Origin of the sequence: Emticicia sp. SJ17W-69 (assembly GCF_051209875.1) — a bacterium.
GTDB lineage: Bacteria > Bacteroidota > Bacteroidia > Cytophagales > Spirosomataceae > Emticicia.
Genome location: NZ_JBNTQY010000001.1, coordinates 3535393 through 3560844 on the forward strand (window position 1 = coordinate 3535393; position 25452 = coordinate 3560844).

Annotated in this window: 15 protein-coding genes; 10 read left to right on the plus strand and 5 right to left on the minus strand. The window is 33.8% G+C overall.

Annotated elements, in window-relative coordinates; genetic code table 11:
- The first annotated feature begins 164 nt into the window (after positions 1-164).
- From ACQUQZ_RS14425 to ACQUQZ_RS14460, 8 genes are all read left to right on the plus strand, one after another.
- Positions 165-1055: an alpha/beta hydrolase fold domain-containing protein gene (locus ACQUQZ_RS14425; RefSeq protein ID WP_435355710.1), complete on the plus strand. Its 891-nt coding sequence runs from the start codon at positions 165-167 to the stop codon at positions 1053-1055.
- A gap of 391 nt (positions 1056-1446) precedes the next feature.
- Positions 1447-1986, plus strand: coding sequence for an RNA polymerase sigma factor (locus tag ACQUQZ_RS14430; protein WP_435355711.1), 540 nt, complete (start codon positions 1447-1449; stop codon positions 1984-1986).
- Positions 1987-2267: 281 nt separating this feature from the next.
- A complete protein-coding gene (locus tag ACQUQZ_RS14435) occupies positions 2268-5681 on the plus strand; it encodes a SusC/RagA family TonB-linked outer membrane protein (RefSeq protein WP_435355712.1) in 3414 nt (1137 codons plus the stop codon).
- A gap of 23 nt (positions 5682-5704) precedes the next feature.
- Complete coding sequence (locus ACQUQZ_RS14440) at positions 5705-7345, plus strand: SusD/RagB family nutrient-binding outer membrane lipoprotein (protein ID WP_435355714.1); 1641 nt, start codon at positions 5705-5707, stop codon at positions 7343-7345.
- Between the two features lie 70 nt (positions 7346-7415).
- Positions 7416-8699, plus strand: coding sequence for a hypothetical protein (locus ACQUQZ_RS14445; RefSeq protein ID WP_435355716.1), 1284 nt, complete (start codon positions 7416-7418; stop codon positions 8697-8699).
- Between the two features lie 153 nt (positions 8700-8852).
- Positions 8853-10235, plus strand: coding sequence for a PhoPQ-activated pathogenicity-related family protein (locus ACQUQZ_RS14450; RefSeq protein ID WP_435355718.1), 1383 nt, complete (start codon positions 8853-8855; stop codon positions 10233-10235).
- A 60-nt stretch (positions 10236-10295) separates the two neighbouring features.
- Positions 10296-10484, plus strand: coding sequence for a hypothetical protein (locus tag ACQUQZ_RS14455; RefSeq protein WP_435355720.1), 189 nt, complete (start codon positions 10296-10298; stop codon positions 10482-10484).
- A complete protein-coding gene (locus ACQUQZ_RS14460) occupies positions 10481-11356 on the plus strand; it encodes a glycerophosphodiester phosphodiesterase (protein WP_435355721.1) in 876 nt (291 codons plus the stop codon). Before ACQUQZ_RS14455 ends, ACQUQZ_RS14460 begins: the two co-directional genes overlap by 4 nt.
- 2 nt (positions 11357-11358) lie before the next feature.
- Here ACQUQZ_RS14460 and ACQUQZ_RS14465 read toward each other — a convergent pair whose 3' ends face one another.
- Both ACQUQZ_RS14465 and ACQUQZ_RS14470 read right to left on the minus strand, forming a co-directional pair.
- Positions 11359-12522 (minus strand): CPBP family glutamic-type intramembrane protease, encoded by a 1164-nt coding sequence (locus ACQUQZ_RS14465; RefSeq protein ID WP_435355722.1) that lies wholly within the window; start codon positions 12520-12522, stop codon positions 11359-11361.
- A 14-nt stretch (positions 12523-12536) separates the two neighbouring features.
- A complete protein-coding gene (locus ACQUQZ_RS14470; protein WP_435355723.1) occupies positions 12537-13823 on the minus strand; it encodes a photosystem II biosynthesis protein in 1287 nt (428 codons plus the stop codon).
- 220 nt (positions 13824-14043) lie between these two features.
- Between ACQUQZ_RS14470 and ACQUQZ_RS14475 the strand changes: the two genes are divergently transcribed.
- A complete protein-coding gene (locus ACQUQZ_RS14475; protein ID WP_435355725.1) occupies positions 14044-16713 on the plus strand; it encodes a glycosyl hydrolase 2 galactose-binding domain-containing protein in 2670 nt (889 codons plus the stop codon).
- A gap of 5 nt (positions 16714-16718) precedes the next feature.
- Here ACQUQZ_RS14475 and ACQUQZ_RS14480 read toward each other — a convergent pair whose 3' ends face one another.
- From ACQUQZ_RS14480 to ACQUQZ_RS14490, 3 genes are read right to left on the minus strand one after another with little or no spacing between them, the layout of a single operon-like run.
- A complete protein-coding gene (locus ACQUQZ_RS14480) occupies positions 16719-17876 on the minus strand; it encodes a substrate-binding domain-containing protein (protein WP_435355726.1) in 1158 nt (385 codons plus the stop codon).
- 10 nt (positions 17877-17886) lie between these two features.
- Complete coding sequence (locus tag ACQUQZ_RS14485; RefSeq protein WP_435355727.1) at positions 17887-19140, minus strand: MFS transporter; 1254 nt, start codon at positions 19138-19140, stop codon at positions 17887-17889.
- Positions 19141-19164: 24 nt separating this feature from the next.
- Positions 19165-19992, minus strand: a complete 828-nt coding sequence (locus ACQUQZ_RS14490; protein ID WP_435355728.1) for an ROK family protein — start codon at positions 19990-19992, stop codon at positions 19165-19167.
- 765 nt (positions 19993-20757) lie between these two features.
- On the opposite strand from ACQUQZ_RS14490, the gene ACQUQZ_RS14495 reads away from it, so the two are divergent.
- Entirely contained in the window at positions 20758-25143 is a 4386-nt protein-coding gene (locus ACQUQZ_RS14495) for a 3-coathanger stack domain-containing protein (RefSeq protein ID WP_435355730.1), read from the plus strand.
- The last annotated feature ends 309 nt before the right edge of the window (positions 25144-25452 follow it).

Below are 25452 nucleotides of genomic sequence, written 5' to 3' on the forward strand. Positions count from 1 at the left end.
TAACTGTTTATAAGATTAAAATTGTAAGGTGTTTTTATAAATACTCAATTTTAATGATTCAGTACTATTGAGTGAAAATAATTTATTAAATAAATCTGAGCCATCAGTAGTACAAAGTAAGATTTAGTAAGTATGATTTTTGAATTCATTTAGAGCATTGACTTATGAAAATTAATTTATCCAAAGTAGCAATAATTATCGTCTTAGTATTGTTTTTTCTCAGTAATTCGGCGTATTGTTTAAATACTTCATTAAAAAATAAGTGTTTACCAGATTCTCTTTATGATTCATACCTCAACCTTTCCTATGGAAATGCTTCAGAAAATGCTAATTTATTAGACATTTATCTACCTAAAAATCATAGTTCTTCAACAAAACTTATTATATTCATTCATGGTGGTTTTTGGAGTAAAGGTGGTAAAAATCAATTACCCAAACCGTTGATAAATATGTTAGTTACTCAAAAAGGATATGGTATGGTTTCAATCAATTATCGCTTAGTGAAAGAAAATGACAACCGTTTTCCTGCTCAAATCGAAGATGTATCAAAAGCCATTGAGTTTTTAAGTAAAAAAGGAGACAGTTTAGCTTATAATCAAAACGAATTTGCCTTATTGGGGGCAAGTGCAGGAGCTCATTTGGCATTGCTTTATGCCTATGCGTTTGATACAAAGAAACAAATCAAAACAGTTATAGATATTGTTGGGCCAACTGATTTGTCTGATTCGCTTGTTCGGAATAATAATGAGTTGGCAAATATAACAATTACCAAATTTTTGGGAGAATCGAATCCAAAAGCCAAAATCGCCCATGATGCCAGTCCCATTTTTCAATTAAGTAAAGAATCAGGTGTTCCTACTATCATTTTTCATGGTGAGAACGATGAAGTTGTGCATGTCAATCAAGCTAAAGCTTTGTACCAAAAGCTAACTTCTTTGGGAATCCAAACCCAAATAGAATTATATCCCAATGAAACCCACGAAATGAAGAAAAGCTTAATGAGTGTATTTTCAACAATGAGTCAATGGTTAGAAAAAGTTTATCCTGCAAAATAATATTCTCCTAAACTTCTGTCAAAAAAGCAAATCTTAATAAATTCAGTTTTTTTTGCATATGATTTTATCAAATCATTACCAATTCAAGGTCTAATTTAAGCTAAAAGTTAATATTTTAAGCCTTTGCGTGATTTGAGGATTATTTTACGTAATATGCGAATGTTGTCTAAATAAAATCCCTGTATATTTATTTCATAATTATATACAAATGTATTTTTTGCATATAATTGCTTCCAATCAAAGATTCAGTTTTCCAGCAATCAAGCTTTTTCAAAAATTAACGAATACGAATTGGAAGGATTTTAGTATTTTAATTTTTGCACTATTAGATGATTTATTTAAATTATTAAACGATTTCTCTTTTTCAATAACCAACTATTTTATATTACTCATGGAAGCATTAGACAATATCATTGCAAAAGTAGCCCAAGGTGATAGTAATGCCTTTACTCAACTATACAATTATTATAAAGAGCCAGGTATTAGATTCACGATGTCTATTGTAAAAGATGAGGAAGAAGCTGAAAATATGCTTCATGAGGTATTTATTAAGATTTGGAATCGTCGTGAACAAATTAAACCAGAATTAAATTTTAATTCTTATTTATTTACCTGTCTAAGAAACATGGCATTCGACCATTTGAAAAAAATAGAGCGTAGTCAACAAATGCAGGTTCACTATTTACAACAAATGCAAAATCATGATGATCATGAGTCTGACGCTGAAGAAGTAAAAATTCTTTTGCTCAGAACAGCAATGGCAACACTTCCTGCAAAACGTAAAATGATTCTGAAACTTAATGTTGAAGAAGGTAAATCATACCAAGAAATAGCCGAAATGATGCGAATATCAAAAAATACTGTAAAAAATCAATTAGTGAAAGCAAAGCAGTTTTTGCGTTGTAGAGTTGATTTATCTTTAACACTTTGAAATAAATTTAAAAAATAACGTTCAAAAGTAAGTTCCCAAGTTTTAATTGATTTCCTGTAAGTAAGCGGAAGTATTTATTTGATAATATTAAAAAAAACTTAATATTAAAAGACACTTGTAATCAAATAATTAATTACCCGCTTTTCTTTACATTATTCAATTTTACATTAATTTACCTATCTACATTCACAATCCACACGATTTATTTTTTCTAAGAAATAGCCTATTCTTTCAATCTTTTAGTATTAGCATTACAAACAATCCTTTAATTATTAAAAACCATGATAATAAGCTTTACTCTTCATCGAATGCTGCGGCGTTTACTAACAACTGCTGTAGTGATAGGATTATGTTTTTCAACGGTTTTGGCACAAACTCGAACTGTAAAAGGTAGAATCACCTCAAAAGAAGATGGTTCTGCTATTCCAGGTGTCAATGTTGTGTTAAAAGGTTCACAAAAAGGTACAGGTAGCAATGCTTCGGGAAATTATACAATTGAAGTCAGTGGTACTAATCCTGTCTTGATTTTTTCTTTTGTAGGTTTTGAGGCTCAAGAAGTGCCAGTTGGTGCTCGAAGTGTAGTAGATGTCTCATTGGCTTTGAGTACCGAAACATTGAACGAAGTAGTAGTTACTGCTCTTGGTATCAAGAGAGAAGAAAAATCGCTTGGATATTCGGTTGCAAAAGTTGAGGGCAAAGAGCTGAATCGTGTTGCCCAAGAAAACGTTCTGAATGCGATGGCGGGTAAAATGGCAGGCGTTAGCATAAGTTCGACAGGTGGAACAGGCTCTTCAGTGAGTATGGTTATTCGTGGAGCAACTTCATTGAGTAGCGATAACCAACCACTTTTTGTGGTTGATGGTGTACCAATTGCCAATACACTCAATAATATTAGTCAAGTAGGAAATGATAACCGAGCTGACTTTGGTAACTCGATTTCCAACCTAAATCCTGATGACATTGAAAATGTTTCAATTTTGAAAGGACCAAGTGCCGCCGCTTTATACGGATCACGTGCAGGGAATGGCGTGGTGCTAATTACTACTAAAAATGGTTCTAAAGCTAAAAAAATGACAATTTCTGTCAATTCAAGTACTGTTTTTGATAAACCTTACAAGTTTTTGAAATGGCAAACCAAATTTGGGCCAGGTCAATTTTCTGCAATTCCAGTTTCTATTACTGGTAATCCATTATCGAATGCTTTTGGAAAATTGATTCAAGAAGAAGTGGGTGCCACTTACGGAGCTGAATTAGACAAAGGCTATTCAGAAGTACAATGGAATAGTCCACTCGATGCCAATGGTAAACCCATCGCCATGCCTTTGGTTTCTCATCCAAATAATGTTAAAAACTTTGTTCAAACGGGTATCACCACCACCAACGGTATTTCATTGGCCAATAGTTCTGATATTTATTCATATCGTTTGTCATACTCAAATATGCAAAATAAGGGTATAATTCCTAATGCAGATTTATTCAGAAATACCATCAATTTGAATACATCCATCAAAGTAAATAATAAACTTCGCTTGAGTAATAGTCTTGATTTCAGCCGTTCAAACTCTAACAATCGTCCTGCTGGCAATCGTGGAACAAATCCATTGCAATGGGCATACAATGTTTCACCACACATTGATATTCTTGAATTAAAAAATTATTGGTTGCCTGGTCAAGAAGGTTTACAACAACGTACCCAGTCGAAAGGAGTATATAACAACCCTTATTTCTTGGCAAATGAAGTAAATAATAGTTTTGTAAGAGATCGTATTTTTGGAAATATCAGAGCCGATTATCAAATTACTCCTGCATTTAGCTTGATGGGACGGTATTCATTAGATACGTATAATGAAACCCGTGAAATGAAAATAGCCAATAGCTATACCAATGACCCACGTGGAGCTTATGGAATCATCAAACTTGCCAACTTTGAAAGCAATGCTGATTTCTTGGGAACATATAAAAAAGATATTAGTCATTTTAGTGTATCGCTCTCGGCTGGTGGAAATGCTCGTTATCAAAGGGGTTCAAATATTACAACTGCAAGCAAAAGCGGCACAGGTCTTATCGTTCCAGGAAGTTTCAATATTCAAAACATTGCTCCTGCCAATTTAGATTATAATAGCACATGGTTTCAAAGAGCTATTTATAGTGTTTATGGTTTAGCCAATTTTGGTTTCAAAGACATGATATTTTTGGATGTTACTGCTCGTAATGACTGGTCAAGCACGCTTCCTGCGGCAAATCGCTCTTATTTTTACCCATCTGCATCCTTGAGTTTATTGGTCAATGAAATGGTCAAATTGCCTAATCAAGTAAATATGCTGAAATTAAGAGGCGGTATTGCACAAGTAGGTAATGATGCGAATCCTTATCAATTGCTCGGAACGCTCGGTAATGCTGGAACTTGGGATGGAATTCCTCGCCTTTCCACACCTGGGACATTGTTAATTCCAGACTTAAAACCTGAAATTGTCACTTCTTATGAGGCTGGTTTAGACTTAACTATGTTTAAAAATCGTCTTCGCTTTTCAGGGACATATTATATGGTAGAGAACAGAAACCAGATTTTAAGCACCAAACTTCCGCCATCATCAGGGTATTCTTTAAAAAACATCAATGCTGGTTTATTGGTTAGCAAAGGTTGGGAATTTAATTTAGGTGGTACGCCAATTAGTACACCCAATTGGCGATGGGATATCAATGCCAATTTAACTCGTAACCGAACAACGATTAAAGAATTATCAGACGACCTTCCTTATTATACACTTTGGCAAGATGCCAAAGGTGGAGCTTGGACTTATGTTGGTGACCAAATTGGTGACATTTACGATGCAAAAATTGTAACAGTTGAAGACAAAGAATCACCTTACTATGGTTATCCGATTTTGGATAAAACAGGTAAATGGCAATCAATTGATGCAATAAATACAAAAAATAAGATTGGAAATTTCAATCCTAAATTTGTAATGGGTATGCAGACTTCTATTTCTTACAAAGGATTTAGCTTAAATATGTCGTTCGATTGGAGGAACGGTGGTGATTTTGTATCGCAAACTTACCGTTATGGCGAAGAAGATGGTCGTTCACAATTATTCTTAGATAAACTCATCAATCCAAATGGTTTAACAGGTGCAGCTCTTCGTGATTATTTAGTAGAAAATCAAGAAAAGCTAATCAAAATCACAGGAAATTATTTCCCGTTGGTGGGTGGTCCTACACCTGAATATGGCCCTTATGGATTCGTTTATGGCCCTTATACTTTTCCTCATGGTGGCGTATTTATTCCAGGCGTAATTGCGACTGGTTTTGATGCACAAGGCAAACCAACTGGTTATAAAGAAAACTTAGGAGGTCCTGGCACAACAACATTGCCATTTGCAGGAAGTACCGCTTGGTCGTTTACAAGAGCTTTTACTTATGATGCTTCATATCTAAAGCTTCGTGAAATTTCTTTGGGAATGGATTTACCACAAAAATTCATGAAAAAATTGGGTATTCAGAGTGGTAATCTTTCAGTTTATAGTAGAAACTTTATTCTTTGGACAAAAGCAAAAATTAATATCGACCCTGAAACTGCTTTCCAATTAGAGTCAAGTTTGCAAGGTGGTGGTTCGCAGTTCAAACAAGGAATCGAGCGATATAATGTAACTCCTTGGGTTATCCCTGTTGGTGTGAAACTTGGTTTAACTTTTTAAGAAATTTTAAACGAAATAATTTTATGAAGAATAATCAATTCAAAATATTCAGCTTAATTGTTCTCTTTTCTTGTAGTGTTTTTTCTTGCAAGGATTTAACCGAACTAAACGCTAATCCCAATGGCGTAAACCCATTGACAGCTAATCCAAACTTAGTTTTATCAACAGTTTTGACTGAGGCTGGAAAAGTGTTTGTTACCTTAGGTTATCAAGACATGGCTGGTGTAATGCAGCATACGCAAAAAGATGGTTTTAGCGGTAGTCATAATAGCTATGAATGGGGTGGCAGTCAAAGTTGGGCAACGCACTATGATATTTTGCGTAACAATCAATATGTATATGACCGTGCAGTTGAGTTAAACCTCGAATTGCATCAAGGAATTTCATTGGTGATGAAATCAATGATGTTTGGACTCATCACTGATCTTTGGGGCGATGCACCCTATACGAGTGCATTGAAAGGTGCGGTAGGTGGAGCAAACAATACATTCCCATCTTATGATTCGCAAGAAGCAATTTATACAGGTATTTTGGCAGATTTAGAAAAAGCAAATACTTTGCTTTCAAAAAATGCAGTCGAATATACAGGAGCTCCAGGTACAGCCGATGTATATTATCAAGGAAATCCAGCTAAATGGAGAAAATTGGCAAATTCGCTCGCCTTACGTTATTATATGAGAATTTCGAGCAAAAAGCCAGATGTTGCCAAAGCAGGTATTGAAAAAATTGTTGGTAATGCCACATTATATCCAATCATAACAGCCATTGCTGATGATGCTGCAATGCCATTTGCAGGAAATAGTAACGACGATTCTTGGCCAGCCAATGCAGTTTATGATGCCAGTGCCACCAATTATAGAAGACTAAAAATGTGTGCAACTTTTGTCAATAAATTATTAGATTTGAAAGACCCACGTATTGGCGTTTGGGCGAATAAAGTACAAATCCCATTGGTCATTGATGCGAATTTACCCAAAGGAACTGACAAAATTGAAAATGGCAAGCGTTATTTATCGCCCGATAAAGTGCTTGGAAAAGAAGTAAATACAAACCCTGATTATGTGGGCCTTCCAGTGGCTATTATTGGCGGAGCAACGTATAATTTGAGTCCAACGGCTGAACAAGCAGCCAATAATCCGCACGTTTCGTGGCTTAATGATATTTATAAACAAGCCAAAGGCCCTTTATTAAAATCTCGTTTGATGTCAGCAGCAGAAGTACGTTTCATCTTAGCCGAAGCAGCTTGGAAAGGCTGGGCAGTAGGTGATGCAAAAACGCATTATGATGCAGCTATAAAAGCATCATTTGATACATGGGGAGTTGGTAGTAGTTATGCAAGTTATATCACTGGAAAAGATGTTGTTTATAACGGAACACAAAAACAAATCATTGAACAAAAATGGATTTCAAGTTGGACAGCCGCTGCTGAAGCTTGGTTTGATTACAGACGAACAGGTTTTCCTGAGCTAACAACTGGGCCAGCTTCTATCAGAAAAGTACTTCCTGTAAGATTCTACTACATGCTTGATGAAAGAAACCTCAACAGAATTAATGCCGAAGCAGCGATGGGAAAACTTGAAACAACAACTTATTCAGAAGCTGATGGCAAAAATAGTCCTTGGTCAAAACCTTGGGTTTTGCAAGGAACTGGTAAGCCTTGGTAATATAAATTTCAATTAGAAAAAGGATATTTATTTAAGTATCCTTTTTCTTTCAACCCTCTCTGATTGTAACATGAAAAGAAAAGTCGTTTTACTACTTACACTACTAATATCCACATTATCAATTACTTATGCTCAAACTTTGAAAGTCGGAGCAGCCATTCGAGTCATCACCCCCAATCCATTATTGCCTGTATCTGGGGGTATCGGAACACCCAAAGCCGTGCAAGAAAAGAAAGGCGATTTATTTGCCAGAGCAATGGTTTTTGAGCGAGGTAATACCCGAATTGCCATTGTCAATGTTGATAATTTAGGTTGGTCATCAATTTTAGGAAATAAATCACGGGCTTTAATCAAAGGTATTCCTCCTGAAAACATTCTCATCGGAGCAACGCACACACACAGTGCTCCTGATGCTTACGGTTTTCCTGATATGTCGGGCAAATCATTTGCAGATCTGAATTATTTAGATTGGTGTGTCAAACAAATTGCAGATGCAGTTAATGAAGCCACGTCAAAATTAGAACCAGCTTCTTTAAAAATTGCCGTTGATGAGGCCAAAGGGAAAATAGCTTATAACTATTACGCTCCACAGCTTTACGACCCTCGTTGTGGTGTCATACAGGCAGTGGCAACAAGTGGAATTAATAAAGGAAAGCCGATTGCTACTTTAGTCAATTATGCCATTCATCCAGAGGTATTAGGTTCGGGAAGAGGAATTCTAAGTCCAGATCTAATTGGGCCATTATACGACAGAATTGAATCAAAAGTAGGTGGTATTGCTCTTTTCATGAATGGAGCTCAAGGTGGAATGGTAACTGCTGACACCCGACTAGAATTGGGTAAAGAAGGCATGGGCGGTAAAGAAGACAATACATGGAATGAATGTATCAGGATTGGTGAATTATTGGCCGATGAAGCTCTGAGAATCATCGAAAAAGCACCTATTCTTGAAAATCCACCAATTTATTGTACTTCTCGCAACCTTGAATTACCTATTGATTCAGAGATTATGCGGTATATTCTTAAAAAATCTCCTTTGAAATATGAATTCAAAAAAGAAAATTATGTAACTACGCAACTCAATTTGTTGAATATTGGGCCTGCTCAAATTCTAACAATTCCTGGGGAAGCTTTGCCCAATATTGGTTTCTATGTCAAACGCAATATGCCAACAAAATTTCCTTTCTTGTTTGGGCTTACCAACGATGCTTTTGGCTATATGCTTACCAAAGTTGATTTCAATAGCTTTAAAAGATATGACTATGTAAGTCGAACAAGTTTGGGAGAAATGACTGCTGAAATTTATATGGAACAAGCTCTGAAATTAGTAAAAGAAAGTCCAAAACCTGAATAAATTACGAATTTGGAATGATGAGTTAGGAATGACGAATATAGAATTACATATAAAAATCAATTACAAATTACTGATAATCAGATATTTAAATAAAATATAATTAAAAAATAGTGTTGCAATCAACTTCATTTAATAAAACTAAATACAAAATCTATGAAAAGTAGTCTATTAAAATTCGTAATAATCTGTGCAACTTTTTTTGTAACAAATTCATTCGCTCAAAAATCGGTAGCTCCAACAAAAGCAGTTTCAAAAACTGTCATCACTCCCGAAACGGCTTTGAAAAGTTATATTTCAAACGGGGATGCCAGTTATCAATGGGAATTGAAAGATTCAACGATGGTGGGCGATGTAATGGCCTACCATTTACTGCTCACTTCCCAAAAATGGAGAGAATCAATTTGGAGACATCAATTGACCATTTTTGTTCCGAAAGAAAAAATTTATGACGGTGCATTATTGTTTATTACTGGTGGTTCAAACAAAAACGAACAACCCAATTGGAGTAAAGAAGATGGTTTATGGCCAACATTGGCTGGAGCCGCCAAGAAAAACAAAGCAATTGTAGCTTTAATTAAACAAGCACCTAATCAGCCATTGTATGGCAATTTGACTGAGGATGCTTTAATTTCTTATACACTTCATCAATTCAAACAAGACAAAGATTATAGTTGGCCTTTGCTTTTCCCGATGGTGAAAAGTGCAGTAAGGGCAATGGATGCTGTGCAAGAATTTACCAAACAAAAAATCAAATATGATGTTAATAGTTTTGTGATTTCGGGTGCATCAAAACGTGGTTGGACAACTTGGCTTTCAGCAGCGATTGATGACAAACGTGTAAAAGCTATCGGACCAATGGTAATTGACATGCTAAATATGCCTGCAACTCTCAATTATCAATATACAACTTATGGCGAATACAGCATTCAGATTGAAGATTATGTAAAATTAGGTATTCCACAAGGTACTGATACCGAAGATGGAAAAGCCATTACTGCCATGATTGACCCATATTCGTATCGCAGTAAATTGACCGTACCAAAAATTATTTTTATCGGTACAAATGACGAATATTGGACAGTTGATGCTATTAAGCATTATTATGACCAAATTCCTGGAAAAAATATGATTCATTATGTACCAAATGCTGGACATAATTTAGCAGGTGGAAAACAAGCATTTGAAGCTTTGAGTGCTTTTTTTGCAAATACAATCATGAACAAAGAATACCCTGTTTGTACTTGGAATATGGTTGAAACAAGAATCTCTGCTGACCTAACTATTAATGCCAACACCACTGATTTGGTAGAAGCAACGCTTTGGACAACTACTTCTTCAGATAGAGATTTTAGAAATAATTTATGGCTAAGTAGAGGAATAAAATTGAAAGATTTACCACAAATTAAGATTTCACAAGCATTTCCTGCTAAAGGTTATCAAGCGTTTTATGTGGATTTAAAGTACAAAGACCCAAATGGAGGCACATATACAGTTAGTACAAGGGTATTTACAACAGATACAGGAAAAGTGCTATAATTTTAGCATTTTTAGGAATTTTGAGCATATTTTGATGAAAATACTTACCTAAAATTTAAAATGTCAAGCTCACGTCCTGAATATTTAATGGATAAATTAATCAAAAATACGCTCACGAAAGATGAGTTGGAAGAACTATTGGCGGGCATTGGTGAAAATGAAATGTCAAGCGATTATTCCGAAATTCTTGAGCGTTTTTTTAAGCAATTATTAATAGAAAATTCTGTAAAAAAAGATTTGTTTCAATGAAATTTAACACAAAATCCTCACACTTTTTAATTCTTTCAATTTTACTTATTGAAATATCTTCTTGTAAAAGTTCCTCTTTTTCTCATAAAAACAGCTTTGAATCAAAAGTCGATTCAAACGCTTTATTAAAAGAAAAATTTCATCTCGCAGTTTCGGCACATCGTGGTAACTCTAAAATTGCTCCAGAAAATACGCTTGCTACTTTTCAGAAAGTTTTAGAAATAGGCGTTGATTATATCGAAATTGATGTACGTACAAGCAAAGATGGACAATTACTTATTTTGCATGATGGAACCCTCAACCGAACAACAAATGGCATGGGAGCAATGAAGAATTTCAATTTGGCAGAACTCAAAAACTTATCTGCAGGAAAAGGTTTTGGAGAAGCATTTCAAAATGAAAAGATACCTACGCTTGAGGAAACACTTGTGCTAATTTCTGAGTGGAATGCTAAGCATCAAAGAAAAACAAACTTATATGTTGATTGCAAAGATGTACAAGCGAAACCTCTAATTGAGCAACTTTCAAAACATCAAATGCTCAAAAATGCCGTTTTTTATGGCTCGGATGATTTCCTTTTTTCTTTGAAAAAAATCTATTCAAAAGCAAAACTTTTGCCTGCCCTTGATAGTCCAAAAGAGATAATTACAAAGGTAGAAAAGCTAAAACCTTATGCTTTTGATGTACGCTGGACAATTATTAATGATTCTTTAGTAAATGTCATTCACCAACAAAAAATCAAAGTTTTCTCAGATGTTTTAGGCTTTATTGATACTCCTCAAACTTATCAAAAAGCAGTAAAAATGAAAGTTGATGTCATTCAAACGGATCATGTAAGAAAAGTTTATCAAACGCTTTTGAAAGAAAAATAATCTTATTTCAAACCATCCAAAACAAATAAAAACTCACAGGTATTGACCAAAGTATGTACCAAAGCAGCATAAAAAACATTCTTTGTCTTGAGATATGTAAAACCATAAGCCCAACCGGCCACACTGGCTAAACCTACAAAAATAATCGAACCTGCATGGTAATGCACCAAGCCAAAAAAGATACTTGTGATTGCCATTGCAGTATAAATTCCATAGTTACTTACTTGTTTTTTCTCAATAAAGTATGCTGCTGCAAATAAAAGGATGCAAATTAGACTGGGAAACCAAAAGAGTTCTTTGTTGAGGGCATAGCCAGTAATCAATGATAAAATTAAAAAAATACCTAAACCTACGAACCAATATTTTTGCCAATTTCCTTGTTGACCAATCTTTTTTGCCAACATATTTTGTATCAAACCTCTAAAAAAAAGTTCTTCAAATAAGGCCGTTCCGATAAAAACTCTAATCAACTCTTTCACAGCAGAAGGAATGCCTCCGACCGAAAAAGACTCAAAAGGATTTGGGACGATAAAATCATAGACTAAGCCAATAATAAAGACAAATCCTAAAAAAGAAAGCCATGAAAAAACAGCAATTCCGAGAAATTTTAGATTAAAAATTGGATAAAATCCAATGTCTTGAATTCTTCTGACAACCCCAAAAGCATAAGCGGCAGAAAGTATCAAAGTAATTTTGTAAATCGAACTGAAACCATTGCCTTTGTATGGAAGGCTTGTATTTCCTTTGTAAGAAACAATTGTTGCGGGAATCAAGAAAAGCAATAAAATCACGAAATCTGACCAAACAATTTTTGTTTTTTTGAAGGAAAGAAACATTAAAACTGGAAACAATAATAGAAAGGCAAACAAACCAGCAGAACCTTCAAAAGGTGTTTCTCCATGAATGATTAGGTAAGAAAACAATAAAAAAAGCAGAAAAACAGGAAAAATCAAGACTTTTTCATTGCCTAAATGCAAATATTCACGGATATGTTGATTAACTTCAGGCTGCCCTAAATTGAAAATCAAAAAATAAATAACAATAAAATAAGGTGTTGCAATCAACAACTCACAGGTGGATTCTTTCCAATTAAAAAAAAGAAAAAATACCAAAAAAACAGTGGTCAAAGCACTACCAAACAATAGCTGTCGAGTAAGGGTTTTCATAAGATTAGGGTCTATTATTGGGGTGTAACAATGTCATTATTAAATCTCTTATTTGCTCCTTTTAGTTCGCCATGAGAATTTACAGCAATGATTGCTAAAATTGCAATTATTGCTATTACAGCAGCCATATGTAGTGACCAATTTTTTGGTAAGCTACTAACATTTAAAAACTTAGGCTCAGTTTTTCTAATAAAATAGAGAATAAGGATAAAATTGACCACATATAAATACTGTTCGATACGATAGGTACTTAAAAATGCTCCAGTGATGAGGAAACTAAAAACAATGTAAAGTAAAAAAAGTCCAACAAAAAGCATTCGTATTTCTACTAAAGAATTGACATTATCATTATTGTATTTCATTACAGAAAATCCTGCCAAAATAACCACTAAAAACAACGCTCCCCATCGAGTAAAATTTAAAGTGTTTTCATTAAAAACTTCAATTTTGTTGAGCATTTCAGTAATACGTTCAACTTCAAATGTTTGTTGCCAAACAATAAAAGGAATAATCAAAACAAGCATCAATAGCGGGAAAAGTTGGCTTAATTTAGGCTGAGAATTTACATCCTCTTCCCATTTTGAAGTGAGTGTTCCATAAGCCATTCCAATTCCGCCAAAAAATCCCAAGGAATATTCCATGACATTCCAGAAATTGAAATGAATTTCTGAGACTTGCCCTAAAACTTGTAAAAAATTACCAAATGCAAAGCCAAATCCACCACCGATACCTGAAAAAATGGCCACTCTTAAAGCAGATAAGTGCTTGTTTCGTATCATATTCCAAGTAAGTGCAACGGCCATTCCGAAGCAGCCTGCCCATACTTCCGAGCGTGGAGGTGTCATTAACCATTCAAATTCTTCAATCAAAAAATAATAGAAAATCAATCCACCAACGACCATTTCTATTATCAAACTATGCCATTTTATAGGATTTTTTGCAGTATTTGTCAATGAAAGTCCAAAAAGACCACCACCGATAAAACCATATAATCCACCAATGACAAACAACATCAATAAGCCATAATAAACATTTACAAAATCGGACGCTCGACCATATCCTACAACCATTCCGTAGCTCATAATGCCACCTATGCCCCAACCCAATGCTCCTGCTAAGGTTACACTGATTGCTTTAGATAGCCAATCTGCTCTTTTTACGACCAATAAAACGCTTAAAGAACCAATTGCACCTGCCCAAGCAGCTCCTTGCTCATGTCCGAATTGACCTCTAATCGCCCAAGCCGTTCCCATCGAAATTGCTACCATGAGCATACTAAAATATAATTGTCTATTTTTCATTAAAATTTATATGGGAATATCATTTGACAAGCCTACATTTGATATATTACTTGGATTGCTTTTAGAAAGGCTATTTTTTATCTAAGATTTTATTTTTTGAAGTAGTCAGTTGTTTTCTTTTTTAAGTATTAAATGTGGCACCTCTGACATATTAATTCAAGATTCAAGTAATCCAAAAGACTTGCCACATTATTTACGCTTTTTTTGAAATTTAATTAACATGAATAAAGTTATAACCGCTTTTATTACCCTGATAATCAGTTTGTTACTATCAAATTGTAGCTCTAAGATAAAAGTTGAAGAGCAAGTTTTAAATCAAAATTGGCTGATTGCCTCATCGAAAGACTTAAAAGAGGATGCAAAAATGATTTCATCAGAAAGCATCAATCTTGATAAATGGACTAAAGCGTCAGTGCCTACAACCGTCTTGGGAGCCTTGGTTGAAGCAGGTGTTTATAAAGACCCATTTATGGGGAATAATTTAGAGAAAATTCCAAGAAAGCCTTTTGAAAATACTTGGTGGTTTAGAAATAGTTTTGATATGGATGGTTTTGATGAAGCTAAAGAAAACCTGAGTTTATTGATTGATGGTGTAAATTATCGGGCAAATTTTTGGTTAAATGGTAAACAAATTGCTTCAAAAGATACTGTTTTTGGTGCTTTCCGACAATTTGAGTTAAATATTACAAATGCTGCAAAAAATGGCAAAAACATCCTTTTAGTAGAAGTCTTTCCTCCAAAAGTAAGAGATTTTTATATGGGTTTTGTGGATTGGGCTCCAACCCCACCCGACCATTATATGGGAATTTATAGAGAAATTCGCTTAAAAAGGTCTGGAAAAATATCAATAAATGCCAGTTTTGTTGCTCCTGATGTCGATACAAAAGATTTAACGAAAGCTACCTTAATTATCACTACCGAGCTTACAAATCATCACAATGAAACCAAAACTGTGGAAATTATCGGTCAAATTGAAGAAATTAAGTTTTCTAAAAAAGTTACGATCGCTCCTCATCAAAAAATCGAGATTAAGTTTTCTCCTTCTGAATTTAAACAGTTGAATATTAAAAATCCAAGATTATGGTGGTCAAATGGTTTGGGTAAACCTAATCTTTATACCTTAAATTTAGAAGTAAGAGAAAATGATATTTCGCAAGATAGGCAAGCAACAAAATTTGGAATCAGAAAGATAGAAACTTATTTAAACGCAAAAAATGTCAGAGGGTATAAACTCAATGGGCGAGAAGTTTTAATCAAAAGTGCAGGCTGGGTCGATGACCTTTTCTTGCGATATATGCCTGAAAAAGATGCGGCACAGATTCGATATGTAAAAGAAATGAATCTTAATTCTTTGCGTTTTGAAGGTATTTGGGGCAATAATCAGCACATTTATGACCTTTGTGATGAAAATGGCATTTTATTGATGATTGGTTGGAGCTGTCAATGGGAATGGCCAGATTATTTGGGTCAAGAACTCAAAATAAAACCTGGCGATGAAAATTTACCAATCAATGTTGGCGTAGATTTGTATGCCGTAAAACTTACGCCTTCAGAAGAAACATTACTTTCAGACTATTTTAGGGATCAAGTAAAATGGTTGCGAAATCATCCAAGTATTTTTACTTGGGCTGGTGGAAGTGATGCCATGCCAAAACCTTCTTTAGAAAAACGTTATTTAGAAACGCTCCAAAAATATGACCCTACTCGGCCATTCTTGACTTCTTCGGGGGAATTTGAAAGTACTTTAACTGGCAAATCGGGGATGAAAATGAACGGCCCTTATGAATATGTACCACCAGTTTATTGGTATGAAGATAAAAAATTAGGTGGAGCTTATGGTTTTAATTCAGAAACGGGGCCTGGCCCACAAATTCCACCGATAGAAGGCATCAAGAAAATGATTCCTACCGCAGAACTTTGGCCACCTGAAAATAAAACTTGGAATTACCACTCTGGACGAAAGGATTTCAATACAATGGGTATTTATTTGAAAGCTTTAAATACTAAATATGGCACGCCTAAAGACTTGGAAGATTTAGCTTTTAAAGCTCAATTGATGAATTACGAAGCAATCAGACCCATGTTTGAAGCTCACGTTATTAATCGACCAACTTCAACTGGCGTAGTTCAATGGATGCTCAATTCGCCGTGGCCAGAGTTTTATTGGCAATTGTACGACTATTATTTAATGCCAACTGGAGCCTATTATGGCACTAAAAAAGCAGCAAATCCAATCAATATTATCTATAATTATTTTGATAATTCTGTTCATTTGAGCAACGATACCCGTGAAAAATTGAAGCATTTTAAAGCTGAAATCAAATTACTCGACCAAAATTCAACAGTAGTTTTTGAGAAAACTACCAACATTGATTTGGCAGAAAACGCCACCAAAGAATGGTTAAAACTTCCTCAATTGAAAGACAAGAATCAAGTATATTTCTTAGATTTAAAACTTAAAAATACTTCAGGAACAATCATTGCCGACAATTTTTATTGGTTGTCAACCCAGACAGACAAATTAGATTGGTCGAAGTATTTTTGGTTTTATACACCACAAAAACAATACGCTGATTTTACGCCGCTCAATCATTTACCAACTACAAAAATCAAGGCTGAAAAAAGTATAATATCATCAGAAAATGAGTATGAAATCACTTTAAAATTAAGTAATTTTTCAGAAAAGATGACATTTTTTATTGAAACTGAATTAGCTAATTCAAGTACTGACACAGCTATTTTACCTGTTTTTTGGTCAGATAATTATGTTTCACTTTTGCCACATGAGAGTAAAATATTGACAGTAAAATGTTTTAAAAAAGATGCAGGAAATAAAGAGCCAATTATCAGAATTAGAGGTTATAATCTTTCAGAGAAAATGAAGTTGTAGAAAGGTTAAGCCAAAAATTGATTACGATATTCGATAGGCGTACAACCTTTGATTTGTTTGAATTGCCGAGCAATATTTTTACTATCGGTCAAGCCCATTTCGAGGGCAATTTCAAAAACTGTCAAGTCAGTTTCTAAAAGTTTTTGACTCAATTTTTCGATACGAAGATTGAAAATATATTTGTAAATGGGGTAACCGGTGATGTCCAAAAAGCGTTTTTCCAAAGCCCTTCTGGAAAGAGGGACTTGTTTGACAACATCATCAACTTGAAGATTTTTATCAATATTCTGATGAATATACTTCAATGAAGTGGCAATATAAGCATCATTGGTAGCATAAATATCGGTCGATTGCCTTGTAATGACTTGCGTAGGTCGCACAATAATGTCATAAAAATCGGCTGTGCCATTTTTAATCATTTCGTGGAGCAATTTAGCAGCATCATAGCCACCTTTTTCGGCATCTTGACCAATACTTGATAAGGGTGGGTCAGAAAATTCACAAACCATTTCGTCATTATCAACTCCCAAAACAGCCACTTCTTCGGGAATTCTGATTTTTGAATGACGGCAAGCCTCAGTGATATGCTGACCTTGGTTATCATCGCATGCCATCAAAGCAATAGGTTTGGGCAATGATTTGAGCCATTGACTTAGTGAACTTGGCTTATAGTACCAAATTTCAGTCGAACGAGCCATGACATGTTCAAAATAATGCACTTTATGCCCTGCTTTAGCAATTCGTTCTTCAAAACCTTCTGCTCGCTCTCTCGACCAAACTATATCTTTGAATCCATAAAAGGCAAAGTTTTTAAAGCCTTTCTTCAAAAAATAATCTGCACCCATTTCGCCAGCTTCTTTATGAGCACCTGTAATATTAGGTACTTCCTTGAATCGTTCTTTGAAATCTTGAGCAATCACTGGAATACCCGCTTCAATGAATTTTTCAATGCCTGCATCGTTATAAAGCTGCCCGATGATTCCATCTGCCCCCCATTCCAAAGCCCACTCCAAAATTCCATCCAAACCAATGGTTTCTCTCTGAAAAAGAGGCATTCGACAGAATATCCAAGGGCCATGTTCCTTTGAATATTTGGCGATACCTTTCAAGAGAGCCTTGCTGTATTCCTCAGCAAAATCAATGAGTAAAATGATTTTGTACATTTTTTAGAAATTATTGAAACAACTCTTTCCAGCTTTTAATAGTCGCATTTGTTACCAAAGGCTTTGCCCAAATTCCGATGCTCAATATATAACCTAAAGTTATCAATAAAAATAGCATTGCCAACCTAAGTCCGAAAATTTCACCCAAACCACCAATAATCAAAGGCACAAAAGCTCCGCCAGCGATGCCTGTACATAAGATTCCTGAAAATGTTCCGTGATGATTTTTTACTGAATTGAGGGCTAAAGAAACAATGATTGACCACATGACAGAAGCAAAAAAGCCAGTAAGAGGAAAAGCTATCAAAGCCAATTGTAGAGAGCCAAACAAACCAATCAATAAAGAAATGATTGCTCCAACGGTAAATATAATTAGCACCCAACGGCTATCGAATATTTTTAGTAGAATTAGCCCTAAAAAGCAACCAATTGTTAATAAACCCCAAAAATAAGAAATGATTGAGGCTCCAAGTGTTGCTGGGTCAACGCCATGATAAACTTGTAAGAATTTTGATGTCCAGTTAGCAATGCCTTGTTCTGTCCCAACATAAGCAAATATTCCGAGGAAAAACAAAAGCACGTATTTGTTTTTCAGCAATTCACTGAATGATTTTCCTGTGTCGATGCGTTCATCTTCTTTGAGTTCTACTTCTGGAAATTTCACCATTTTTATAATCAAAACCATCAACAAAGCAACTAAGGCAAATACCCAATAAAGCGATACCCATTTCAAAGATTGTGGTACAATTTTATTCATTATTTCGATTATAAAATTGGAAGTTTTTCCGGAATGAACATTAATCACAAAATAACTATACAGCATCGGACTTAGAAAAGAGGCTCCGCCAAAGAAAAGTTGAGCTAAAACCGAATTGAAAGCAAAATTTGTGTCTCCGCCAGCTACTCGCAACAATGGATTAATTACCACTTGTAGCATTGCCATACCAATTCCGATGATAAATAAGGATAGCAAAGCAACCGCAAAAGTTGGTATGAAGGCAAAAAGTAAAGCTCCAACAAAAGCCAAGGAAAAAGCTAAAAGAAGGATTCGTTTTTCATGGTATTTTTCAACCAAAACACCCGATGGAATTGACGCAACACCATAAGAGACAAAGAAAGCAAATGGTAGAAAACCAGCCAAACCTATGCTCAAATCAAAACTATTGAGAATATCAGGAATGATTGGTCCAAGAATATTGCTAAGAAAAGAAATGACAAAAAAGATAAAAAAAATAAGAATTACGATAAAAGTATTGCTTTTCATATATGGTTTAGAGAAAAAATTTTCTTATGAATTTAATGCTGCTGCTCCCAGAATCGAAATATTATTATCTTGAGATTGAAAGATTTTAAGGCGTTTCAAAGATTCAGGAAAAGCAAAATCACGCAAAGATTCAAACATTGATGCTTGAAAATATGGGTAAGCTTTGCTTATTGAACCACCTAAAATAATGGTTTCTGGGTCATAAACATACATAATTGCTTTGATAGCAGCACCTAAATGTCTGCCAAATTCATCCCAAATTTCCAATGCTTTAAAATTTCCATCAATTGCAGCTTCATTGGTAGCTAAAGCACTGACACCAAATTGTGTTTCAAAAAAACTATTACTGACAAAATATTCAAAGTTTTTGTCTAAATAGGGTAAAAGTCCAATTTCTCCAGCTCCACAATTGTGTCCGACATACAATTTATCGTTGATGATAATTCCAGCCCCCAGCCCTGTTCCGATTGTAACACCAACAACTGAATTAAAGCCTTTAGCCAAACCAAAACGATGTTCGCCTAATGTAAAGCAATTGACATCATTATTGACAAATGTTGGCAAGTTAAACTCCTCTTCCAGAATATCCTTTAGAGCCACTTCTTTCCAAGATGGAATATTGGTTACATTATAGACAATTCCTTTTTCAGTATCAACCACCGAAGGAACACCAATACCAATTCTATTGACCGAATAAGAGATGAGTGGTCTTATAAGCTCAATTAATTGGTCTAAAGTGGATGTTAATGATTCTTTTTGTTGTAGAAAAGTCGTATTTTGCTTTGTAATCAAACCATTTAGTTCGATACCAGCCCTTATTTTAGTCCCGCCCAAATCAACCCCTATATTCATAAAAATTATTTTATTTTCATCTTTTTCAGCAAAAGTTATAGTAGCGAACAGATGAATTTATTTAATGATATAAATCTTTTATTCGATTCTAAATACTGACAAGTTTCATAGAAATACTATTATGAGTTTAAGTATTTTTTTAATTATTTTTAAACAGAGTCTATGTACTCACCCATTTCGTTTGCAAGGAGGAGAAGTTTGCAAAACATCAAGTAGATCAACAGTATGTATCTCCATTATCTAATAAAACTGTTAAAAAAAGAAGAAAGTGAAAAAGACATCTTCATTAAACATAATATCATTAAAAGACTCAGTGACTGTAGAATATTACCAAACTCGTCTTTTTTAATCTTGAACACTGAGAAAACGATTATTTCATGTAATCATCATTCTCTTATTCTACCAACAACAATGGATTTTAATAGAACAAAAACAACTAAAATACAACAAGATAACATATTTATTTGTTAGTTTCTTTGCTGCCATTACTTTTGCAATATTAAGTCTTTGATGAAAATTTGTTTTTCAAACTTGATTTAAAAGACAGCATTTATCTCATATAAATCTTTTACAAATTTGTAATAACACAGGAATCCACAACTTACCTAACTTAAGTTAAATCAAAAATACATTCTGTCTAATTGAAGTCAGCCGAAAAATAAACTCGCCAATTTATTTTAGAATAATTTTAAATTAGCTTATCTTAGATTGGAGAGATAGAGAACGAGCTTAAAACCATTAATAATAGTAAGTACTTAAAAATTTATGAATTGGGAAAATGCAAGATTTAAAGAAATGTTTCCATTCTTATCTGGTTTTTTATGCAGTGTGAAAAGAAACAGCGATGTAAGGAAAATAAAAACATACAATACTAAATCATTTCTACTAACTTTTATTTTTATATGGGGTTTCAAAGTTTTATTTGCTCAAAATATCACTTTGACACAAGCACAGTACACCAACTATTGCGTGGGAACCACAATTTCGATTCAAGGGTATCTTTCTAATGGTGGCTTTAATTCAAATAATGTTTTTCGAGCAAGTTTCCGACAGGTTTATAATGATTCTATCCACTATGATCTGCCAGCAAGATTTGAAAACGGCACCTTTCAGGTAGAAATACCAGTCAAATATGCTTCTAATGAGAATCTCAATTATTTAAATGTTAGTATTTATTCGTCCAGTCCATACAAGGTAAGTAATGAAATTAATGTTTTAATAAAGTATTTACCTCGAGTAAAATTCGAGGGCTTTTACCAATATGTAATAACTCAATATTCTGAATACATAAAAACAAATTATATTGCTCCTAATCAGTCTTTATTTATAAGACTCAAAAGTAATGGTTATAATTTTAGCTCTAACAGCATAAAAGTTATATTCAATTCAGGGGCAATTATTCAGCCTACATACGGCGAGATATATTTTAATCCTAAACAGGAAAATTACACTTACAAAGTTGATTCTGTAAGAAACGAATGTGGTTATGGACTAATTGAGCCAGCAGAACATACCTTAAATGTGATGCCGTATGGGTTAGAAATTACAAACTTTTCAAGCATGGATATATGTAAAGGTCAAAAAATTTACATCAACTATAATTCAAGTTACAAATTTGAAGACCATACTAACTGGAAACTTGAAATACTAAATAATGAAGGAATAAATGTAAAGACTCTTGATTTAGCTTACGAAAATTCACAATTATCAACAATTATTCCAACAGATATTACTCCTAATGGGTATTTCGCAAGAATAATAACTTCTACTCCAAACATTTACAGCAATATTTTTGGTAAATTAAATATCTATGAGCAATCAGATATACAAATATTTACACCAAATTTAGAAGTATATCCTCAAGAAAAAGTACAACTTGTTTACAATTATACAGGAGCTAAACCTAATAGTTATATACTTAATGATAGTCTTCATGTTGTTCCTTTTGGTGGCAACACAGGTCTAAATTACTATTACCAATTCAAGCCAACTTATCAGGGAATTTATAGATTTACCAATGTACTATCAAATTGTGGTAATAAAGAAATAAATAGAGAGTTCAACATCAGAATCAAGGACGATTTAGAACTTTTTGACTTACCAAATAAGTCATTTTGTGTTGGCGAAAAATTTAAAGTTCGGTTCAAAGCAAAATCATACGTAAATTTATCATCTCTTGAAGTTCGAGCATACAATTACAATACCCATAGTAACTACACAATATTTGCTCACACAATAATTGGTGATTCACTTGAAATTCAAATTCCGAGTGAATATTACTATTCAGATGGGACTCAATTTAGGTTAGTAACCAGCAATAACGAATATCAAAGTAATTTCACAACAAACAATATACGAATTAAGAGTATTCCTTCTGCCAATATTTCTTACACGGGGAATTACCAAATTTCGAATCCAGAGTATGTAAGTATTTATTTGAATTTGAATGGTGGATGGCCTTATTATGTCAAATCAACTAATGATACAATAACTAATATCATTGAGTCAGGAAATTCGAGTTTTAGCACATTTATCAAAAATCCAGTATCAATAAAACTTCAATCTATTAAAAACCAATGCGGTGTAGGAATTATTGGTCAGGAAGTAAATAATTATACTTTATATAGTCGTCCGAATAGTCTAAGAATAGTTACGCTAAACAAGAATATCTTCTGCTTGAATGACCCAATTATAGTTCAAATAGATACCATTGGGAAATATAATTCTGACAATGAATTTCAATTATTCTTAGCAACCAGTTATCGAAGTGACTCTCTTCTCGGTAAGTCTAAAAGTATCAATTTAAGTGGAAGAATGACAAATAAGATAAGTATGTCTGAAACATTTTATGTTAAAGTTTGCTCTACTTCTCCTGCGAGTTGCACGTACGGTACATATATAAAATTAAACGCCTTTCCAGTTGGAGGTGTAACATCCGCTTATGTTTATAATAACGATTTATTACCTTATGGTGAATCGGTAAATACAAATATTGCATCATTGATAAAAAATCAGCAAATAAGCTTAATAAGTAGTTTTTATGGAAGTGGCACACTGTATTACCGCATTAACAATAGTAAAATTTATACAATTGGAGCGGAGACTTATGATTTATCCACTTATGGAGGATCCGATTTAATCAGAATCCAAAAAGATACCACATTCTCAATTACTGAGGTAAAAAATGAATGTGGAATAAATACAAATTCAAGTCCACCATTTAATGTTAAAGTTGTAAAATTTAAGATCTATACAAGCGAGTTGCTTTCCTATAGAAATTGTGTTGGTGGAGCCTTGTCAGTCACCTATAGATTAGAAGGAGAAGTTCCGACTGATGCAAATTTTGCTGTACAAATGAAATCTAATAATGAAGAATTCAGAACCATTGAAACTTTGCAAAATGGTAATCCAATGGTTGTAAAAATTCCCGAAGACATCAAAGATGGTGCTGCTTACAACTTTAGGGTTATCTGCACAAATTACTCAGACTTTGAAAGTACACGATTCTCAAGTACATATCTTTATAAAAGACCATCAGCAAAATTGGTATCAGCAAATGGAACCGACTCGGTTTTTGTTTATAAAGGTGGCGAAAGTATATCTTTAAAAGTACAACTAAAAGGAGATAATGGAAAAGGGGTTGTTTTCAATCCTTCGAACCGATATGTGCCATTTAGCGATAGTGTAGGCTATTTCCCAGTTATAGCCAAGCCAGGCGATATTTATTCTCTAAAAAGTGTGCAAAATAGTGCTTGCGGATATGGTGATGTATTAGGAATAGTCAAAGTATATGAACGTCCGAGCATCATAATTAATAATATTGTTTTTTCGTCCCTTTGTGTTGGATCTTCTGTCAGTATAAATTTTCAAACAACTGGAGAGTTTGGTAAAAATAATGTAATAAAGGCTATACTTGTTGATACTTATAATAATCAATACACAGTAGCAACAACAACGCAGAGCAATGGTGACATTGTTTTTAATACGCCAAATAATATTAGACATGGGTACTACCAAATTTTTTTAAGAGCAACAAACCCAAATCTGACAACCACATTTTCAGGCTATCATTACCTCTCGGAGCCTCCAAATCTTAATTTAACTGGTACAACATACATAAACCCTGGTCAAAATTCCGAAATCATCTTTAAAGTTTCTAAAGGTACATCTCCAATAACAGTTACTTTTGAAGATAATAGCCAAGCTACACTTTCTTACTATAATAACTCTATTAATTATGAACCTATAAGCATTTCAAAACCACTTGCTCCAACGATTACAAGTGTATATAAAGTTAAATCGGTTTCTAATATTTGCGGTGATGGAATAGGTTCAGGGCAAGCTGTAATCAATGTAAATACCGCCACAGGAAATTATATAAACACCAAAAGTGTACCTTTAGTCTGTTCAGGAAAAAACTTGAAAATACCATTTCAAAAAATTGGAAATATACCGAATACCTTAACCTACTGGGCGGAAATGTCCGATGAAAATTCCGAGAATTATCAAATTATTCCTTCGAAACTGCTCACAGATACAATATCTGCTATCATTCCTCAGAATCTTGCGGTTGGAAGTAATTATCGTTTTAGAGTAAGAGTGAATGATAATAATATACAAAGTAGTTCAAGTCCTAATGGTGTAGCCCTCTATTTCCCAAATCAAGTTTCATTTGAAGATTCTGTCATTCTGAAACAAAAACAGTCCTATGTAATAGTTCCGATTAAAATAACAGGCACATTGCCCGTAGATTTAATTTTTAAGCATAATAATGTGCTTACCTACTCATCTGTTTATAGTAATACATTTAGTTATTTCTATTATCCTGATAATTTTGAAAAAAGTGATTCACTACAAATTATCTCAGCAACAAATATTTGTGGAGTAGGTACAAATTTAAATCCAAATAAGGCGAGAATAGTTTTTTGTAAAAATAATGCGGATTTAATACCCAATATTATAGAAAATCAACAGAGATACTTTGAAGTTAATGGTGAGATCATATCAACCAATAAAATAAAAAATCTATCCAAAATCAATTTTGATAGTGGTAAAACAATCATTTTAAATCCAGGGTTTGAGGTACAAAGTGGAAGTGTATTTAAGGCTATCATTGATGGATGTCCAGGCAAAATAAACGCCGAAAATTAAACTTCAAATTAAAAAAATATCCTTTTTGGAAAACTTACTCAACGATAGTTTTGCTTAGAATTTGAGAGAGATTATACTTTTTTCTTTGAAATCGTCAGATATTTTTCAATCAAGAATCCTTGGTGCTACATAAGTTTATTTAGTTGTTTTATCTCATTTATGTTCACCTCAAGATCACCTTACAGTATGTTGTACTAAAAAAAACTAAATCAAAACAGTTGTATTTATAAATTTCAAACGATGATAAGAGAAGAATTAAACAGGCTAAACAAAAGAAACAATATCGTATTTTAAATTGAGAAAGATTTA

Coding starts and splice junctions, on each gene's coding strand:
- ACQUQZ_RS14445 (WP_435355716.1), top strand. CDS start 7,416: ATGAAAAGAAAAGTCGTTTTACTACTTACACTACTAATATCCACATTA.
- ACQUQZ_RS14425 (WP_435355710.1), top strand. CDS start 165: ATGAAAATTAATTTATCCAAAGTAGCAATAATTATCGTCTTAGTATTG.
- ACQUQZ_RS14495 (WP_435355730.1), top strand. CDS start 20,758: ATGAATTGGGAAAATGCAAGATTTAAAGAAATGTTTCCATTCTTATCT.
- ACQUQZ_RS14475 (WP_435355725.1), top strand. CDS start 14,044: ATGAATAAAGTTATAACCGCTTTTATTACCCTGATAATCAGTTTGTTA.
- ACQUQZ_RS14470 (WP_435355723.1), bottom strand. CDS start 13,823: ATGAAAAATAGACAATTATATTTTAGTATGCTCATGGTAGCAATTTCG.
- ACQUQZ_RS14480 (WP_435355726.1), bottom strand. CDS start 17,876: ATGTACAAAATCATTTTACTCATTGATTTTGCTGAGGAATACAGCAAG.
- ACQUQZ_RS14440 (WP_435355714.1), top strand. CDS start 5,705: ATGAAGAATAATCAATTCAAAATATTCAGCTTAATTGTTCTCTTTTCT.
- ACQUQZ_RS14430 (WP_435355711.1), top strand. CDS start 1,447: ATGGAAGCATTAGACAATATCATTGCAAAAGTAGCCCAAGGTGATAGT.
- ACQUQZ_RS14460 (WP_435355721.1), top strand. CDS start 10,481: ATGAAATTTAACACAAAATCCTCACACTTTTTAATTCTTTCAATTTTA.
- ACQUQZ_RS14490 (WP_435355728.1), bottom strand. CDS start 19,992: ATGAATATAGGGGTTGATTTGGGCGGGACTAAAATAAGGGCTGGTATC.
- ACQUQZ_RS14455 (WP_435355720.1), top strand. CDS start 10,296: ATGTCAAGCTCACGTCCTGAATATTTAATGGATAAATTAATCAAAAAT.
- ACQUQZ_RS14435 (WP_435355712.1), top strand. CDS start 2,268: ATGATAATAAGCTTTACTCTTCATCGAATGCTGCGGCGTTTACTAACA.
- ACQUQZ_RS14450 (WP_435355718.1), top strand. CDS start 8,853: ATGAAAAGTAGTCTATTAAAATTCGTAATAATCTGTGCAACTTTTTTT.
- ACQUQZ_RS14485 (WP_435355727.1), bottom strand. CDS start 19,140: ATGAAAAGCAATACTTTTATCGTAATTCTTATTTTTTTTATCTTTTTT.
- ACQUQZ_RS14465 (WP_435355722.1), bottom strand. CDS start 12,522: ATGAAAACCCTTACTCGACAGCTATTGTTTGGTAGTGCTTTGACCACT.